This window comes from Viridibacillus sp. NPDC093762 (assembly GCF_050279675.1).
Lineage (GTDB): Bacteria > Bacillota > Bacilli > Bacillales_A > Planococcaceae > Viridibacillus.
In genome coordinates, this window is record NZ_JBNNUK010000006.1 from 1 (window position 1) to 17,252 (window position 17,252).

The window sequence follows — 17,252 nt, forward strand, 5'->3', positions numbered from 1 at the left end:
CCTGAGCCAGGATCAAACTCTCCATAAAAGTAGTTTGAAAGCTCATTAGCTTTGCTAGCGTATCATCCGAAGATGATATCTATTTTTGTTTTGATACATCAACAGGGTTGATGTTCAAAAACATTTATTGATTAACGTCTTGCATGTTCAGTTTTCAAGGTTCATTTTGTCGTTTTGTTTTGACGACTTACATATCTTATCATCCTTTTTGCATTATTGTCAACACATTATCATAAAAAAGTAATAGGGGATTTTATCAGTGTTAATAAAAAATGGGCGGGAGCGTTGATATGATGCGGAAAACTATCATTTTTAGTAGTTTTATTTTGGTTGTTTTTTTATTACTTATACCTACGAAAGAGAAACTTTTAGAAGTTTTTAACGTAACAGATAGTCCAGATGTAATCGCAAAAGGTACTTATGGTCAAACGTTAACAATTGATGTTTCATTCGGAGACCAGGAACTAGAGCAATGGGTAAAGGCTTTGTCCCCTCCTTATCCTCTATTACTATTAGATAAGGATTGGATTAATCGTTCCCCTGCGATTTTACAATTAATTAAAGAGAAAAGGATTCCTACTGGATTATTAGGAAAAGAGAGCACATATTACGAAAGTAACCTACTGGCCCTGGAGGAAGAAATCGCTATTTATGAAAAGCATTTTGGTGTAAAACCATTATGGTTTAGAACGAAGGACCAACTATTCCCTAGTGATATGCGTCAACAGTTATGGCAAGAACAAATTAACATGCTCGGATCTTCTAAAGTATGGACGAACGATAAACTACCTATACTTGTAAAAGGTGATATTATTACTGCTCCTATGCATCAAGAAGAACGCATAAGTTTTAAAAAAATTGATGAATTGCGCGCTAAATACGAATTCTCTACTTTAGAAAAGACAATCTTTGGATACGAAGTGAAAGATAAGAAGTTCCCTTAAGCGAATTTTCATTCCCGATAGAGATATAATTACCACTTAACACTTCCTATTATTTACTATTTAAAATTATATATAGCATATTATAGTGTTTCATAACTACTAGTTGAATATTAATGTTTTTCTACAAAAAAGTGATGTCCATCTATCATAAGGACATCACTTTACTTATTACTTTACTTTAGATGCTTCGGCTAATCGGCGTGCTTTACGACGTTCTTCCAATTTTAATCGATCTTCATCTGATTTTGCATTATACTTCGGCAAAATTAGTAATTGGAAAGCATTGACCGCTAAAAGAGGGAATAGTAATAACGTTACGTATTCATCTCCACCATCAGTACGCACCCATAAAGCGATTAACCATTCTAGAGAGGTTACAACAATCATGAAAAATAAAGCTGGAACGAGAACATGTTTCTTTGTTAGCCTCGTCTTTTGAATAGCTGTTGCAATTGATCCTGCCAATAAGACAAGCAATAAAACTATATACAATAACCAATCTTGAGCAGTATGAGCATATGGTTTAAAGCGGAACAATACTAAATCAACTAACGTAACAACTATAATTAGCATTTGTACCCAATTCCATAATGTTAAAGAACGGAAAATGTTCACTCCAATTTGATGCACAGTTAAATATGCAAAGAATCCCATCTGTGCAATAACACTCATTGTAAAACCTAAAATAACAAACCAAATAAATCCTGAAAAGAACTCTGCCCATTCTCCATTTAAGAAATGCACAGCATAAAAGTCGTTCCATCTAATGAATAAGCTAAAAACTCCTGTAATGGAACCACCGATCAACATTGCATTTAAGAAAAATTTAAACCAATTTCGTATCGTCACGACTAAAAGTCCTCCGTTTGTAAAAACAATTTCTTGTTTCATTCTAACAACGAATCCGCAAAAAATCTATTTCTCCTGCAAATCAATACATATTACTTCGTTAATTGTGAACAATAATTGAAAGCAATATGAAGAAAGTGAGGGATTAGAATGGTCAAAAGGATCGTCTTTTCATTTTGCTTCATCGTTTTCTTGGCAGGTTGTTCTGCAAACCAACAAAATACTCAGTCTTATGATGAAGTAAAGAAAATAATGCTCGATGCACTGCAATCTGAAGATGGCAAAAAAGCAATACGACAGCTTCTAGAAGATAACAGCTTTCGGGATTTACTTATATTGGAAAACGAAGAAGTGAAAAAGGCAATTGAGGAAACATTGCTATCCAAAAAATCTGAAGAATATTGGAAGAAACAGTTTGAAGATCCAAAATTCCGCGAAACATTTGCTAAAAGTATGAAGAAGGAACAAGAAGGCGTTATGAAAGACTTAATTAAAGACGCTTCATTCCAAAAAGATCTTGAACAATTTTTTGGTCAGCCTGATATGCAAAAACAGCTTGAGAAGATTTTAAAATCGGCCAATTCAAAAGAAAATTTGGAAAAAATTATTGCGGAAACGATTGAAAGTCCACTTCTACAAGAAAAATGGCTAAAACTCATTCAATCTGCTGGTGAATCTGCTGGTGGTGAAGGAAAATCCAAGGGCGGTAAAAGCGGCAATGAATCCAGTAGTGATAAAAAGAAACAAGAGGGATAATGATCAGCATACAAAAGAAGAAGCAGGCTCCTTTATAAAGGGGCCCGCTTCTTCTTTTGATTATTTTTCTAACTTTCCAATTACGTTACGTGCGATATCAAGATAAATTTGACCTGTAGAGTGATTTTTTGCATAAACAGATGGTGCGAAATCAACATCATTCCAGTCAGGTTGACCCAATGGAATCTGACCAAGTAATTCTGTACGAAGCTCTTCTGCCAATTTAGGGCCGCCGCCTTCTCCGAAGACAAATTCACGTTCGCCAGATACTTTTGATTGGAACCAAGACATATTCTCAATAACACCAAGGATGTTATGATCTGTTTTAATCGCCATTGCGCCTGCTCGAGCTGCTACGAATGCAGCAGTTGGATGAGGTGTTGTCACAACGATTTCATTTGATTCAGGTAACATTTGGTGAATATCAAGTGCAATATCCCCTGTACCTGGAGGTAAGTCCAAAAGTAAGTAGTCAAGCTCGCCCCATTCTACATCGCGGAAGAATTGGTCTAACACTTTCCCAAGCATTGGTCCGCGCCATACTACTGGTGCGTTATCTTCAACAAAGAAGCCCATAGAAATCATTTTCACACCTAAGCGATCAACCGGAATAATACGATTTTCTTCTACTACCGGCATTGTTTGTACACCCATCATATCAGGCACACTGAAACCATAGATATCAGCATCAATTAGGCCGACTTTTTTGCCAAGACGCGCAAGCGCTACAGCAAGGTTAACTGATACTGTTGATTTACCTACACCGCCTTTACCTGAAGCGATTGATATGAATTTTACATTACTAAGTGGAGATAATACATCTTGTGCTTCTGCTCTTGTAGCTGTACCACGGAATAGCTCTAAAGTTTCTTGAGGAAGGTCTTCAAAACGAATACCCACTGTTTCTACTCCAGCGTTTTTTAATGCATCTACAACTTGCATTTGTAATTGCATTTGCTCTGGTGTACCAGTTTTAGCAATCGCCACTTTCACACTTACATGGTTTTTTTCTTCTTTTATTGAGACATTCGCAATACCGTTTGTTTCTGCTAATGTTTTATGTAAAAAAGGATCTTTTAGTTCTCCGACTAATTCACGGACTTGTTGTTCATTAATCACAATAGACACTCCTCTAGTAAATATCTTTTTTCGAATTTTAGTATATCACAAAGGGTATGAATTAGGTTTATGAGTTGCTTTATTCAATATTAATCTCAAAATATTGTTCAATCCCCTGGACAATCGCATCTGCCATTTGATCTTGGTATTTCGGTGAAATAAGTAATTTTTGTTCTTCTGGATTACTGATAAAGCCTGTCTCTATTAGTGCTGAAGGCATCGTAGCTTTTTTCAATAAATACACTTGCCTAATAGACAGCGCTTCTCTTTTTGTATTCTTCAAATTCTCTCGTATAGAAGACTGAATTTCTTTTGCCAAAAACTCACCGCCAGGATGTCCATTTGCATGGTAGAATACCTGAGCACCTCTCCACTTTGTTTCAGGGATTGCATTAGCATGAATACTTATAAAGAGATCCGGTTTTTGTTTAGCTACAAGTCGTTCTCTCAAGAAAATATCTTCTCTCTTACGTTCCCTTAATGTATTGTAAGTTTGATCCGAAGCATGTTCCGCAATAACATCACCATTTTTAGTACGCGTCATAAATACAGTCGCACCTTTTTTCTTTAGCCTCTTCTCTACCTTTTGTGCAATGGCAAGTGTAATATCTTTTTCAATAATATCAGCTTTAGATGCACCTCCATCTATCCCACCATGCCCGGCATCTACTACTATTTTCACTCCGCCAAGTGTTTCTGAAATAAAAAAACCACGATCTGATGCCTTTACTCCATATACAACAAATAGTATACAGCAAAGTAAAATTGTCCCTAAAATAAGCCACCGCTTCAAATAACGACACCGCCCTTTTGCATTAATATATGCCATATGCTTGGACGATATGTCGCAATGATAAGCTAATATAAAATCATTTACATGACACCAAGTATTTTAGAACAAAAAAAACCGCCCCATAAAATGGGACGGTTTGAATTCGCATAAACGAATGATTAACGTTTTGAGAATTGAGGTGCACGACGAGCGCCGCGAAGACCTGGCTTCTTACGTTCTTTCATACGTGGGTCACGAGTAAGTAGACCTGCTGATTTAAGTGCTGGACGGAAATCAGGATCAACTGTTAGTAATGCACGTGCAATACCGTGACGGATTGCGCCAGCTTGACCTGTGTATCCACCACCATTCACGTTAACGTGAATGTCGTAGCTTCCAACTGTATCAGTTGCTACTAATGGTTGTTTAATAATTTCGCGTAAAGCTGCGAATGGGACGTAGTTTTCAACGTCGCGGTTGTTAATAACGATATTTCCTTCGCCTGGTACTAAACGTACGCGAGCTACAGAACTTTTACGACGACCTGTGCCGATATATTGAACTTGTGCCAAGGGTATTTCCTCCTCTAATAATTATCCGCGAAGCTCATAAGCTTCTGGTTTTTGTGCTGCGTGTGGGTGTTCTGCTCCAGCGTATACGTGAAGTTTAGTGAACATTTGACGACCTAAAGAGTTTTTAGGAAGCATCCCTTTGATAGCTAATTCTAGCATTTGTTTTGGATATTTTTCTTTCATTTCACCTGCAGTACGAGTTTTTAAACCACCTGCAAATTGAGTGTGACGGTAATAAATTTTATCTTGTAATTTTTTACCTGTTAATTCGATTTTACCAGCGTTGATAAGGATTACGTGATCCCCAGTGTCAACGTTTGGTGTGAAAATTGCTTTATGTTTACCGCGTAAGATAGCAGCTACTTCAGAAGCTAAACGACCAAGAGTTTTGCCTTCTGCATCAACTACTAACCATTTACGCTCTACTTCGTGACCTTTAGCCATGAATGTTGTACGCATGTTAGTATCCTCCTACTAATTGTTTCTATTTTCTGTTCCAATTGTTTTCTTTATCCACAACACTATAAGATTCGGGGCTTATCGAGTGGGGTAATGAAAATACCATATGTCATATTATAACGAATAACAACTTTTGTCAAGTGCTTAACCAAAAACACCTGGAGATGTTGCTTCAGTCGTTATAGAACACAGATTCTAAGTACAATCCGTGTGGCGGCGCGGTTTTACCGGCATTTCCTCGATTCAATGAAGCAATAATTGAGGCAAGTTCATCAGCTGGGCGTTTACCAATTCCGACTTCCCATAAAGTACCTGCAATAATTCGCACCATATTATACAAAAAACCATTTCCTTCAATTGTCATATGCAATTCCTCACCATGCCATTCAAAGTCTAACTTTGCAACAGTACGCACTTTATCTTTCACACTTGTATTGGCTGCACAAAAGCATGAAAAATCATGTGTCCCTAGAATATACTGTGCTGCTTCTTGCATAGCCATAACATTTGGCTTTACACCATTGGTAGGTGTCGCATAAAAACGTCTAAAAGGGCTCTGTACGGCTTCACACGACCAGATATAGCGATATCGCTTACCATGGACGCTAAACCTCGCGTGAAAGTCATCAGACACCTCTTCTATTTGAACAATTCGGATGTCTCTCGGTAATTGGACGTTTAATGCTTGTGCATAACGATCAAGAGGAATGGACAGTGTCGTATCAAAATGGATTACTTGGCCGGTTGCATGCACCTTAGCATCTGTTCTCCCACTTGCTGTCACCTGGACAATCTCATTTTTATGCATGACGGTAAGTACTTTCTGAAGCTCTTCTTGCACTGTACGTTTCTCAGGTTGCACTTGGTAACCAGAGAAATTCGTTCCATCATATGTGATTGTAGCTTTCATTCTTCTTTTCATCGTTATGCAATCTCCTCATTCATTAACTACGAAGGGTTATTAATAATGCTGTCATGACTACAAGTAACAGGATCGCTAATGTATCCTTACTATCCCACTTCAGCTGGCGGTAGCGTGTACGTCCTTCTCCGCCACGATAACCACGTACTTCCATTGCTGTTGCCAAATCCTCTGCACGCTTAAATGCGCTAACGAAGAGTGGTACTAGCAATGGTACAACGGCTTTAACACGTTCTTTTATTGGCCCTGTACTAAGATCCGACCCACGCGCCATTTGTGCCTTCATAATTTTATCCGTCTCATCCATTAGTGTAGGGATGAAGCGAAGCGATATAGACATCATTAATGCTAACTCATGTACAGGTAATTTTAATTTTTTGAATGGATTCAACAGAACTTCTAATCCATCTGTAATTGAAATCGGTGAAGTTGTTAGCGTCAAAATGGATGTCATAAAGACTAATACTAAAAATCTAATAGAAATGAAAATACCTTGCTTCAAACCTTCTTCATATATACTGATAAACTTCCAGTGATAAAGAAGTTCACCTTCCTTCGTGAAAAAAATATGAAGTAAGAATGTAAATGCCATTAATATAATAACCGGCTTCAAGCCATTTATTAAGAAGTATAATTTTATCTGCGAAATAAAGATAACAAGTAATGTAAACACAAACAGAGCTGCATACGTCACAGGATTGTTCGCTAAAAATACGATAATGATAAATGCGAATACAAATAATAGTTTCGAGCGAGGATCTAATTTATGCACGAAGGAATCCCCTGGCATAAAGCGGCCAAAAATCATTTTCTCCATCATTGACCCGCACGCTCCTCTCGAACAGCTTCCGCAATCGCTGATGCGAGCTCTTCTTCCGTTAGACAAAGCGTTGGTAAATTGCGACCGACCTTCTCTTCAAATTCTTTCTGGAAACGTACAATACGCGGGGGCTCTAATCGATACTTCGCCAGCTGCTCAGTATCACCAAATATTTCCTGCGGATTTCCTGTTAGTACACATTTGCCTTCATGCATAATTGCAATTCGATCTGCATAACGTGCCGCATCTTCCATACTATGTGTCACAAGGATTGTCGTTAAATTTCTTTCCTTGTGAAGCTTTAGGAATAAATCCATAATTTCTTTTCTGCCTCGAGGATCAAGTCCTGCCGTTGGCTCATCAAGGACAATTACTTCTGGTTCCATAGCAAGTACCCCTGCAATAGCAACTCGTCGCATTTGACCACCCGATAAATCAAATGGTGATTTATCAAGTACCGTAAGAGGTAAACCTACGAGCTCAATTAAGTGCTGCGCACGTTTTGTCGCTTCGTCTTCAGAGATACCAAAGTTCATCGGACCAAAAATAATATCTTTTAAAACCGTTTCCTCAAATAACTGATGTTCGGGAAATTGAAATACAATCCCTACTTTTTGACGAACCGGTTTTAAATCCTTCGCCTTTTTACCAGCTGTAATAGTCTTGTCCCCTATTTGTATAGTACCTTCTGTAGGTTTTAAAAGGGCATTTAGATGCAGTAATATCGTAGACTTCCCTGAACCTGTATGACCAATAATTGCTTGATAGCTACCTGAAGGAATAGCCAATTCAACATCAAATAACGCTCTCTTTTCAAAAGGCGTTCCTTGTGCATAAGCATAACTTACTTTTTGAAGTTGGATGTCCATAAGTCATTCACCAGCTCTTCTTCTGTCATGTGCTCGCCAAGAAGCTTCACACCATTTTGTTTCAAAAGCTTTGTTAGCTTCATAGCAAATGGTAAATCTAATCCAAGCTCTACTAATTGGTCGCCTAAAGCGAAAATTTCCGATGGTGTTCCTTCAGCAAATTTCTTGCCACCATTCATAAATAACATACGATCAGCTAAAATAGCTTCTTCTAAATCATGCGTAATTGATAGGACCGTTAAACCTGTCTCTTCACGTAATGCTTGTACAGTAGCAAGCACTTCAGCACGACCTTGAGGATCGAGCATTGATGTCGCTTCATCCAAAATCAGTAATCTCGGTTTTAGTGCAAGTGCACCTGCAATGGCCACACGTTGCTTTTGACCACCTGATAAATGCTGTGGCTCATGGTTTAAAAACTGATCCATCTTTACCTGTCTTAGTGCTTCATGTACACGTTTAACCATTTCTTCATATGGTATACCATTGTTTTCAAGTGCAAACGCAACATCATCCTGTACAGTCGCTCCTACAAACTGATTATCAGGATTTTGGAATACCATACCCATTTGAGATCTTATATCCCAAAGATTTTCTTCCGTTAATGACTGATTCAAAACCTTAATCGCTCCTTCTTGTGGGAACAATAAGCCGTTCATAAGGCGCGCGATAGTGGATTTGCCAGATCCGTTATGGCCAACAATCGCAATCCATTCGCCTTCATGCACAGTAAATGACACGTCTTCAACCGCGTTCTTAATATCCGGGTCATCCTGGGAATATGAAAATGTTATGTGATCCAGTGATAAGATTTCATCCATATGTTCAAACTCCTCTCGCTCAACTTCGCTCCGCTGTTCTCTCTAACTTACACTGTTTTATGTATGATTACTAGCTGAAAAGTTTCTACATTAGAAAAATACGACTTTTGCTTATAACGGCGAAAGTCGATTCTCTTCATTACTAATATTTAGTGGACATGAGCAAGGGCTCTTCCAAATTAAATAAAAAAGCGCGCACCCCATTCAGAGAAATGCGCTTTGTTTCGTATCTCCGTTCTTAAAGTTGCTCAGACTTTAAGAGTGAATGAGGTGCGTAGAGCTAAACGAGACGGCACTTATGTCCGCTCATCATAACACTCTGCTTTTAAATTTGTCGTATAAATCTAAATTCTAATTTTTAAAAAAAGAGGGTGCAGTTCAAATAGCTATGAACCAAACACCCTCCTCCGCATCGTATGATTAAACTAGTTCAATCACAACTACAGGCGCACCGTCACCGCGGCGAGGTCCCATTTTCATAATGCGTGTATAACCGCCTTGGCGTTCAGCGTAGCGTGGTGCTACATCATCGAACAATTTTTGCAAAGCGTAAACTGTTGATTCATTGCCTTCAGCGTCAGTTGTAGTAGCTAATTCACGACGAATAAATGTAGCTGCTTGACGACGAGCATGCAAGTCTCCGCGTTTGCCTAAAGTAATCATTTTCTCAACAACCGAACGTAATTCTTTAGCACGAGTTTCTGTCGTTTCAATACGCTCATTGATGATTAAGTCAGTAGCTAAATCGCGTAACATCGCTTTACGTTGAGAACTTGTACGTCCAAGTTTTCTGTAACCCATGGATGTTTCCCTCCTTTGTTCAATAACTGATCAGTCTTTTATATAAAAGTTCGCTTAGTCTTCTTCGCGTAACCCTAAACCAAGCTCTTCTAACTTCGCTTTTACTTCTTCTAATGATTTACGTCCTAGGTTACGAACTTTCATCATGTCGTCCTCAGACTTGTTTGCAAGTTCAAGAACAGTGTTGATACCTGCTCGTTTTAAACAGTTGTAAGAACGCACAGAAAGATCAAGCTCTTCGATAGTCATCTCTAAGACTTTTTCTTTTTGGTCTTCTTCTTTTTCAACCATGATTTCAGCAGTTTGTGCCTCGTCTGTTAAACCAACGAAGATATTTAAGTGCTCGGTTAATATTTTTGCTCCGAGCGAAATCGCCTCTTTAGGACCGATGCTACCATCTGTCCATACATCAAGAGAAAGTTTATCGAAATCAGACGATTGTCCAACACGAGTATTTTCTACTTGAAAGTTGACGCGTGAAACTGGAGTGTAAATAGAGTCGATCGGGATCACGCCAATTGGAAGATCCTCGCGTTTGTTTTGATCAGCAGGAGTGTAACCACGTCCACGTTGCGCATACATACGCATACGAAGATGACCATTTTTAGCAATAGTTGCAATATATAGATCTGGGTTTAACACTTCAACGTCACTGTCATGCGTAATATCCGCAGCAGTTATTACTCCGTCACCTTTGAAATCTATTTCAATGACTTTTTCTTCATCAGAATAGATTTTTAAAGCTAGCTTTTTAATATTCAAAATAATTGATGCAACATCTTCTACAACGCCCTCAATAGTAGAGAACTCGTGTAGTACGCCGTCAATTTGGATTGAAGTAACAGCAGCTCCTGGTAAAGAAGACAGAAGGATACGACGTAAAGAATTTCCCAAAGTGTTTCCATATCCACGTTCAAGTGGTTCTACAACAAACTTGCCGTATTTGGCATCATCGCTGATCTCAACGGTTTCAATCTTTGGTTTTTCAATTTCGATCATTCAAATTTACCCTCCTTCAAAACATCGAATGTATGATTTTTATTTCCTACATTAAATCGAATGTCTAATCAATCATGTGTCTGCACAATTCAGTTTGTACAAGAAATGAGATTCTCAATCAATAGATTGAGATTCATCAATTATACACGACGACGTTTTGGTGGGCGACAACCGTTATGTGGAACTGGAGTTACATCTTTAATTGCTGTAACGTCTAAACCTGCAGCTTGAAGCGCACGAATAGCAGCTTCACGACCTGCACCAGGACCCTTAACAGTTACTTCTAAAGTTTTTAAACCATGCTCGATTGATGTTTTAGCAGCAGCTTCAGCAGCCATTTGTGCAGCAAAAGGAGTTGATTTACGAGAACCACGGAATCCTAGAGCACCTGCACTTGACCAAGAAACAGCGTTACCTTGCATGTCAGTGATGGTTACAATTGTATTATTAAATGTAGAACGGATGTGAGCAATACCAGATTCGATATTCTTTTTCACACGACGTTTACGAGTTTGTTGTTTACGTGCCATGTTAAGAAGAAACCTCCTTTACCGATTATTTTTTCTTGTTCGCTACAGTTTTACGAGGACCTTTACGCGTACGCGCATTGTTCTTCGTATTTTGACCGCGAACAGGTAAACCGCGACGGTGACGGATACCACGGAAAGATCCGATTTCCATCAAACGTTTGATGTTTAGAGAGATCTCACGACGAAGATCACCTTCTAGTTTGTATGTGTCTAATTGTTCACGGATTTTGTTAAGTTCGTCTTCAGTAAGATCGCGAACTCGAGTACTTTCAGAAACACCTGCTCCAGCAAGAACTTGCTTAGCAGTAGTGTTACCTACTCCGTAAATGTAAGTTAATGAAATTACAACGCGTTTGTCGCGAGGAATGTCAACACCAGCAATACGTGCCATATACGTTGTGCACCTCCTTCAAATTAACCTTGTTTTTGTTTGTGTTTAGGATTTTCACAGATTACCATTACTTTACCGCGTCGGCGAATAACTTTACATTTTTCGCAGATCGGTTTCACAGATGGTCTCACTTTCATCTAACCTAACCTCCTTAGTGGTCCGGAGTGCAAAAGATTATTTAAAACGGTATGTGATACGACCGCGAGTTAAGTCATATGGAGATAACTCAATAGTTACTTTATCTCCAGGCAAGATGCGAATAAAGTGCATACGAATTTTGCCTGATACATGAGCAAGAACTGTATGACCATTTTCTAATTCTACCTTAAACATCGCGTTTGGCAAAGTCTCAACAACTGTGCCTTCGATTTCAATTACATCGTCTTTCGCCATCGACCCTGTCTCCCTTCTATATGCAATTCAGGTTCCCATCTTCAAATCAAACGGAATTTGCTTCAAGTTTTTTTCTTTCATGAAAGAAACGACTCGTCTCAACATATGTTTGGATTGTATGAGAGATGTTCGAAAGACGCTCATCAGGTTTCGCTTCTTACAACCCATGGAATTGACTTTCCGTTTGAACCTTGTTTCCCTCATGTCAACATGACCATCCGGAATTGCCTTGGATAAGATCCTTCCATACCCGTTTACATAGATGCTTCCACGAAACCCATTATACCCTTTCAGAACTAGGATTGCATCGAGGACAAAGGGTATCCCGTATACCGATACATCTAATTCATCAGTGCATAGACCGGGCACAATATGCTTTTGCAGCTCTCGAAAATACATTTCCGTTGCTACCGCATACTCCCCGCGGAGGCAGTTATCTGCACCCGGGATTCGGGTATTAGTTGCGGCTGCCCTGTAATAGAGCATCTACGTCAGCAAAAACATCTGAGATATCTTGCTGTCCGTTGATATTTGTTAACACGTTTTTAGCTTGATAAAAATCAAGTAAAGGTTGTGTTTGTTTGATATTTATTTCCAGGCGATTAGAAACCGTTTCTGGATTATCGTCTGCTCTTTGATAAAGTTCTCCTCCGTCTTTATCACAAATGCCTTCCTCTTTAGAAGGATTAAACACTAAGTGATAAGCCGAGCCACATACTTTACAGATACGACGACCTGTTAAACGTTTAATCAACTCTTCTTGTTCTACTTGAATATTTACTACATATTCTATTCTCTTACCAAGATCAGATAAAATATTATCTAACGCATCAGCTTGTTCAATAGTACGTGGAAAACCATCTAGTAGGAAGCCTTGATCACAATCAGGTTGGCTTAAGCGTTCGCGAACGATTCCAATCGTCACTTCATCAGGTACAAGAGCACCTTTATCAATAAACGATTTCGCTAAAAGACCTAATTCCGTACCACCTTTAATAGCTGCACGGAACATATCGCCTGTAGAAATATGAGGGATTGCGTACTTCTCAACAATTTTATCTGCTTGAGTGCCTTTACCAGCACCAGGCAAACCCATCAAAACGATATTCATACGGAGAGAGCCCCCTCAAGTTATTGTGAAGGTTTAAGGAACGAAAATCGTCCCTAAAAACCAACATTATTTCATGAAACCTTTGTAGTGGCGTTTCACAAGTTGTGATTCTAATTGTTTCATCGTTTCCAGTGCAACACCGACAACGATTAGTAGACTAGTACCGCCAATTTGAGCCGATGCTGGAAGCTTCGCAACATTAATAAAAATGATTGGAAGAATCGCAACAAGCGACAAGAAGATCGCACCTACAAACGTTAAGCGATATAAAACAGTTGTTAGATAATCTTGAGTGCTTTTACCTGGGCGAATACCCGGTATATAGGCACCTTGCTTTTTCAAATTATCCGCAACTTTTTCAGGATTCACTTGAACGAACGCATAGAAATATGCAAACGCTATAATTAACGCTACATAGATGATCATCCCAACTGGTTGAGAATAATCAAACGTTCTTTCAATGAACTGAGTTACTTTATTATCTCCAAAGAAAGTTGCAATTGTTCTAGGCGTTACGATAAACGCAACAGCAAAGATAACTGGGATAACCCCAGCAGCATTTACTTTCAATGGTAAATGGGATTGTTGTGCACCTCTTTGAGCACCAGCACGTTTTGCATATTGAATAGGAATTTTACGCAACGCTTGTTGAACGTAAATAACACCCACAACAATTACAAGAGCGGCCAATACAATAAGAGCCATTACGATAATACGGATGAACAATTGCTCTCCCGCATTTTCGAATTGTGAAGCATAAATTTGATTCACAGTGTTTGGCAATGCAGCTACGATACCTGCGAAGATGATAATGGAAATACCATTTCCTACACCTTTTTCAGTAATTAGCTCACCTAACCAAAGTAAAAATGCAGTACCAGCAGTTAACACAATCGCAATTGTTAAGTACGTCATAACACCCTCATCTTTAATCAATGAACCGCCGTACATACGGTTGAAACCGTAAGACATTGCGATTGATTGAATAAATGCAAGGATAATTGCGAAGTAACGTGTAAATTGAGCGATTTTACGTCGACCAACTTCACCTTGTTTTGACCACTCGGTGAACTTTTGGACAACATCCATTTGCAATAGCTGAACTATGATTGAAGCCGTAATGTAAGGCATAATACCCATAGCAAAAATCGAGAAGTTTTTCAAAGCTCCTCCACCAAATGTATTTAAGAAACCAACTAAACTGTACTGATCAGTGGCTTTTAATACATTGGCGTCGACGTTTGGTACCGGTATAAACGTTCCAAGACGGAATACGACCAACATCAAAAGAGTGAAAATGATTTTATTTCTAATATCTCTCACGCGCATAAAGTTAGAGATTGTTTGAAACATTAAATCACCTCGATTTGTCCGCCGGCATTCTCAATTGCTTCTTTAGCAGAAGCTGAGAATTTATGAGCTTTAACAGTAAGCTTTTTCTCAACAGTTCCATTACCTAGAACTTTGATTCCAGCTTTCTCGTTGCTCACAACACCAGTTTCAATTAATAAAGCTGGTGTTACTTCTGTGCCGTCTTCAAAACGATTTAAAGCGTCAAGGTTTACGATAGCGTATTCTTTACGATTAATGTTCGTAAATCCACGTTTAGGTAAACGACGGAACAATGGGTTTTGACCGCCTTCAAATCCTGGACGAACGCCGCCGCCAGAACGAGAATTTTGACCTTTATGCCCCTTACCAGAAGTTTTACCGTTACCAGAACCGATACCACGACCTACGCGGTTACGTTCTTTACGTGAACCTAAAGCTGGTTCTAACTCATGAAGTTTCATATGGGTGGCACCTCCTTGTTATTGATTTTTCGAATTAAATCTCTGTAACAGTAACTAAGTGTGCTACTTTTGTGATCGCACCGCGAACAGCCACATTGTCTGGATGTTCAACAGTATGATTTACTTTACGTAAGCCAAGCGCTTCGATTGTTTTACGTTGAGCAGGTTTAGTACCGATTAAACTTTTAGTAAGGGTAATTTGTAGTTTAGTTGACATATTATTCCCCCCCTTAACCTAATAGTTCTTCTACTGATTTACCGCGAAGTTTTGCAACTTCTTCAGCATGTTTAAGTTCAGATAAACCTCTAACAGTAGCGCGAACCATGTTAATTGGCGTATTTGAACCAAGTGATTTTGAAAGAATATCAGTGATACCAGCAAGCTCTAATACAGCACGAACTGGTCCACCAGCGATAACTCCTGTACCAGGAGCAGCAGGTTTAATCATGATGTTACCTGCACCGAAGCGACCCATGATTAAGTGTGGTGTTGTACCACCAACACGTGGAACTTCGATCAAGTTTTTCTTCGCATCTTCTACTGCTTTGCGAATTGCATCAGGTACTTCCTGAGCTTTACCTGTACCGAAACCAACATGGCCATTACGGTCTCCAACCACTACTAGTGCAGTGAAGCGGAAACGACGTCCACCTTTAACAACTTTAGCAACGCGGTTGATCGTAACAACGCGTTCTTCAAGTTCTAGTTTGTTTGCGTCAATGCGACTCATGAAATGTGTACCTCCTTCTTATTAAAATTCTAAACCATTTGTACGTGCAGCTTCAGCTAAAGCTTTAACACGTCCATGATATAAGTAACCACCACGGTCAAATACAACAGCTTTGATGTTTTTTTCCGCAGCGCCTTTAGCGATAGTTTCACCGATTTTTGTAGCAGCTTCTAAGTTACCAGCAGTTCCTTCAAACTCTTTATCCATAGTTGAAGCACTTACTAGTGTTAGGCCTTTAGAATCATCGATAAGTTGCGCGTAAATGTGTTTGTTTGAACGGAATACGTTTAAACGTGGACATTCAGCAGTACCAGTAATTTTAGAACGCACGCGCGCATGACGTTTTTTACGAACTTGATTCTTATCTTGTTTCGTAATCACAGAGGTCACTCCTTTCTAATGCTTTAAGCAGCATTATTTACCTGTTTTACCTTCTTTACGACGAACGAATTCGCCTTCATAACGAATCCCTTTACCTTTATAAGGCTCTGGTGGACGCACTTGACGAATGTTAGAAGCAAGTGCTCCAACACGTTCTTTGCTAATCCCTTTAACGATAACTTTAGTGTTTGAAGGAACTTCTACAGTTACTCCTTCTTCAGGTGTGAACTCAACTGGATGTGAGTAACCTACGTTCAATACAAGTTTAGTTCCTTGTAATTGAGCACGGTAACCTACCCCAACTAATTCAAGTGCACGTTCAAATCCTTCAGAAACACCAGTGATCATGTTTGCTAAAAGAGCACGAGTTGTACCATGGTTAGTACGGTGGTCTTTTGACTCAGAAGGACGAGATACTGTAATCACGTTACCTTCTTGTTCAATTTTCATATCTTTGTTAAAAGAGCGAACAAGTTCACCTTTTGGTCCTTTAACAGTTACTGTGTTGTCAGCAGCGACAGTTACAGTAACAGTAGCAGGTACCTCGATTGGTTTTTTACCTACGCGAGACATTTATGTTGCACCTCCATTCTTTTGTTGCTAATTACCAAACGTAAGCTAAGATTTCTCCGCCAACTTGTTTAGCGCGAGCTTCTTTATCAGTTAATAAACCGTTTGAAGTTGAAACTAAAGCGATTCCTAGTCCGTTCAACACTTTAGGTACTTCGTTAGTTTTCGCATAAACGCGTAAACCTGGTTTAGAAATACGTTTTAATCCTGTAATAACACGTTCGTTTTCTTGGCCATATTTTAAGAAGATACGGATGATACCTTGTTTGTCATCTTCTACATACTCAACGTCACGTACAAAACCTTCACGCTTAAGAATTTCAGCGATCTCTTTTTTGATATTAGAAGCCGGAACCTCTAATTTCTCGTGACGGACCATGTTAGCATTACGAATGCGTGTAAGCATATCTGCAATCGGATCTGTCATTGTCATTACATTTACCTCCTTCCCAAATTAGGGGATTACCAGCTGGCTTTTTTCACGCCAGGAATTTGTCCCTTATATGCAAGTTCTCGGAAACAAATACGGCAAAGTTTAAATTTGCGGTATACAGAGTGTGGACGCCCACAGCGTTCACAACGAGTGTATTCTTGCACTTTAAACTTTTGCGTGCGTTGTTGTTTAACGATCATTGATTTTTTAGCCACG

At 39.1% G+C, this 17,252-nt stretch carries 26 protein-coding genes; 2 read left to right on the forward strand and 24 right to left on the reverse strand.

What is annotated here, in order from left to right; genetic code table 11:
• The first annotated feature begins 293 nt into the window (after window positions 1-293).
• Window positions 294-944 carry a hypothetical protein gene (locus tag ACQKM9_RS09440; RefSeq protein ID WP_427734143.1) on the forward strand — a complete coding sequence of 217 codons (651 nt, stop codon included), beginning with the start codon at window positions 294-296 and terminating at the stop codon, window positions 942-944.
• A 168-nt stretch (window positions 945-1,112) separates the two neighbouring features.
• Here the strand turns inward: ACQKM9_RS09440 and ACQKM9_RS09445 are convergent, their stop codons facing one another.
• Window positions 1,113-1,793: a KinB-signaling pathway activation protein gene (locus ACQKM9_RS09445; protein WP_427734303.1), complete on the reverse strand. Its 681-nt coding sequence runs from the start codon at window positions 1,791-1,793 to the stop codon at window positions 1,113-1,115.
• A 150-nt stretch (window positions 1,794-1,943) separates the two neighbouring features.
• On the opposite strand from ACQKM9_RS09445, the gene gerD reads away from it, so the two are divergent.
• Window positions 1,944-2,549: a spore germination lipoprotein GerD gene (gene gerD / locus ACQKM9_RS09450; protein WP_427734144.1), complete on the forward strand. Its 606-nt coding sequence runs from the start codon at window positions 1,944-1,946 to the stop codon at window positions 2,547-2,549.
• Between the two features lie 60 nt (window positions 2,550-2,609).
• Here gerD and ACQKM9_RS09455 read toward each other — a convergent pair whose 3' ends face one another.
• The 23 genes from ACQKM9_RS09455 to rpsN form a co-directional block, all read right to left on the reverse strand.
• Complete coding sequence (locus ACQKM9_RS09455) at window positions 2,610-3,668, reverse strand: P-loop NTPase (RefSeq protein WP_427734145.1); 1,059 nt, start codon at window positions 3,666-3,668, stop codon at window positions 2,610-2,612.
• A 79-nt stretch (window positions 3,669-3,747) separates the two neighbouring features.
• Window positions 3,748-4,461, reverse strand: coding sequence for an N-acetylmuramoyl-L-alanine amidase (locus ACQKM9_RS09460; RefSeq protein WP_427734304.1), 714 nt, complete (start codon window positions 4,459-4,461; stop codon window positions 3,748-3,750).
• A 158-nt stretch (window positions 4,462-4,619) separates the two neighbouring features.
• Window positions 4,620-5,012 (reverse strand): 30S ribosomal protein S9, encoded by a 393-nt coding sequence (rpsI, locus tag ACQKM9_RS09465; RefSeq protein WP_427734146.1) that lies wholly within the window; start codon window positions 5,010-5,012, stop codon window positions 4,620-4,622.
• A gap of 21 nt (window positions 5,013-5,033) precedes the next feature.
• The gene (rplM, locus tag ACQKM9_RS09470) at window positions 5,034-5,471 is read right to left on the reverse strand and encodes a 50S ribosomal protein L13 (protein WP_038179134.1); all 438 of its coding nucleotides are present in this window, start codon (window positions 5,469-5,471) and stop codon (window positions 5,034-5,036) included.
• 172 nt (window positions 5,472-5,643) lie between these two features.
• On the reverse strand, window positions 5,644-6,393 hold the full coding sequence (gene truA, locus ACQKM9_RS09475) for a tRNA pseudouridine(38-40) synthase TruA (protein WP_427734147.1): 750 nt from the start codon (window positions 6,391-6,393) through the stop codon (window positions 5,644-5,646).
• Window positions 6,394-6,415: 22 nt separating this feature from the next.
• Window positions 6,416-7,213, reverse strand: coding sequence for an energy-coupling factor transporter transmembrane component T family protein (locus tag ACQKM9_RS09480; protein ID WP_427734148.1), 798 nt, complete (start codon window positions 7,211-7,213; stop codon window positions 6,416-6,418).
• Complete coding sequence (locus ACQKM9_RS09485; RefSeq protein ID WP_427734149.1) at window positions 7,210-8,082, reverse strand: energy-coupling factor ABC transporter ATP-binding protein; 873 nt, start codon at window positions 8,080-8,082, stop codon at window positions 7,210-7,212. The genes ACQKM9_RS09480 and ACQKM9_RS09485 overlap by 4 nt, the downstream gene beginning before the upstream one ends.
• On the reverse strand, window positions 8,058-8,903 hold the full coding sequence (locus ACQKM9_RS09490; protein WP_427734150.1) for an energy-coupling factor ABC transporter ATP-binding protein: 846 nt from the start codon (window positions 8,901-8,903) through the stop codon (window positions 8,058-8,060). Before ACQKM9_RS09490 ends, ACQKM9_RS09485 begins: the two co-directional genes overlap by 25 nt.
• Before the next feature lie 420 nt (window positions 8,904-9,323).
• A complete protein-coding gene (rplQ, locus tag ACQKM9_RS09495) occupies window positions 9,324-9,704 on the reverse strand; it encodes a 50S ribosomal protein L17 (RefSeq protein ID WP_038179125.1) in 381 nt (126 codons plus the stop codon).
• A gap of 54 nt (window positions 9,705-9,758) precedes the next feature.
• Window positions 9,759-10,703, reverse strand: coding sequence for a DNA-directed RNA polymerase subunit alpha (locus tag ACQKM9_RS09500; protein WP_427734151.1), 945 nt, complete (start codon window positions 10,701-10,703; stop codon window positions 9,759-9,761).
• Window positions 10,704-10,843: 140 nt separating this feature from the next.
• Window positions 10,844-11,233, reverse strand: a complete 390-nt coding sequence (rpsK, locus tag ACQKM9_RS09505) for a 30S ribosomal protein S11 (protein WP_427734152.1) — start codon at window positions 11,231-11,233, stop codon at window positions 10,844-10,846.
• Between the two features lie 25 nt (window positions 11,234-11,258).
• Window positions 11,259-11,624 carry a 30S ribosomal protein S13 gene (gene rpsM / locus ACQKM9_RS09510; RefSeq protein WP_038179120.1) on the reverse strand — a complete coding sequence of 122 codons (366 nt, stop codon included), beginning with the start codon at window positions 11,622-11,624 and terminating at the stop codon, window positions 11,259-11,261.
• A gap of 23 nt (window positions 11,625-11,647) precedes the next feature.
• On the reverse strand, window positions 11,648-11,761 hold the full coding sequence (gene rpmJ / locus ACQKM9_RS09515) for a 50S ribosomal protein L36 (RefSeq protein ID WP_000868344.1): 114 nt from the start codon (window positions 11,759-11,761) through the stop codon (window positions 11,648-11,650).
• Window positions 11,762-11,798: 37 nt separating this feature from the next.
• Window positions 11,799-12,017, reverse strand: coding sequence for a translation initiation factor IF-1 (gene infA, locus ACQKM9_RS09520; protein ID WP_038179110.1), 219 nt, complete (start codon window positions 12,015-12,017; stop codon window positions 11,799-11,801).
• A 457-nt stretch (window positions 12,018-12,474) separates the two neighbouring features.
• Complete coding sequence (locus ACQKM9_RS09525; RefSeq protein ID WP_427734153.1) at window positions 12,475-13,128, reverse strand: adenylate kinase; 654 nt, start codon at window positions 13,126-13,128, stop codon at window positions 12,475-12,477.
• Window positions 13,129-13,194: 66 nt separating this feature from the next.
• Entirely contained in the window at window positions 13,195-14,481 is a 1,287-nt protein-coding gene (gene secY / locus ACQKM9_RS09530; RefSeq protein WP_427734154.1) for a preprotein translocase subunit SecY, read from the reverse strand.
• The gene (gene rplO / locus ACQKM9_RS09535) at window positions 14,481-14,921 is read right to left on the reverse strand and encodes a 50S ribosomal protein L15 (protein WP_053418547.1); all 441 of its coding nucleotides are present in this window, start codon (window positions 14,919-14,921) and stop codon (window positions 14,481-14,483) included. The genes secY and rplO overlap by 1 nt, the downstream gene beginning before the upstream one ends.
• Before the next feature lie 34 nt (window positions 14,922-14,955).
• Window positions 14,956-15,138 (reverse strand): 50S ribosomal protein L30, encoded by a 183-nt coding sequence (gene rpmD, locus ACQKM9_RS09540; protein ID WP_038179101.1) that lies wholly within the window; start codon window positions 15,136-15,138, stop codon window positions 14,956-14,958.
• Window positions 15,139-15,151: 13 nt separating this feature from the next.
• Window positions 15,152-15,652, reverse strand: coding sequence for a 30S ribosomal protein S5 (gene rpsE / locus ACQKM9_RS09545; protein WP_038179099.1), 501 nt, complete (start codon window positions 15,650-15,652; stop codon window positions 15,152-15,154).
• A gap of 21 nt (window positions 15,653-15,673) precedes the next feature.
• Window positions 15,674-16,033: a 50S ribosomal protein L18 gene (gene rplR, locus ACQKM9_RS09550; protein ID WP_427734155.1), complete on the reverse strand. Its 360-nt coding sequence runs from the start codon at window positions 16,031-16,033 to the stop codon at window positions 15,674-15,676.
• 33 nt (window positions 16,034-16,066) lie between these two features.
• Window positions 16,067-16,606 (reverse strand): 50S ribosomal protein L6, encoded by a 540-nt coding sequence (rplF, locus tag ACQKM9_RS09555; RefSeq protein ID WP_038179095.1) that lies wholly within the window; start codon window positions 16,604-16,606, stop codon window positions 16,067-16,069.
• A 31-nt stretch (window positions 16,607-16,637) separates the two neighbouring features.
• Entirely contained in the window at window positions 16,638-17,036 is a 399-nt protein-coding gene (gene rpsH / locus ACQKM9_RS09560) for a 30S ribosomal protein S8 (RefSeq protein WP_038179093.1), read from the reverse strand.
• A gap of 29 nt (window positions 17,037-17,065) precedes the next feature.
• Entirely contained in the window at window positions 17,066-17,251 is a 186-nt protein-coding gene (gene rpsN / locus ACQKM9_RS09565) for a 30S ribosomal protein S14 (protein WP_008406949.1), read from the reverse strand.
• Window position 17,252: the final 1 nt, after the last annotated feature.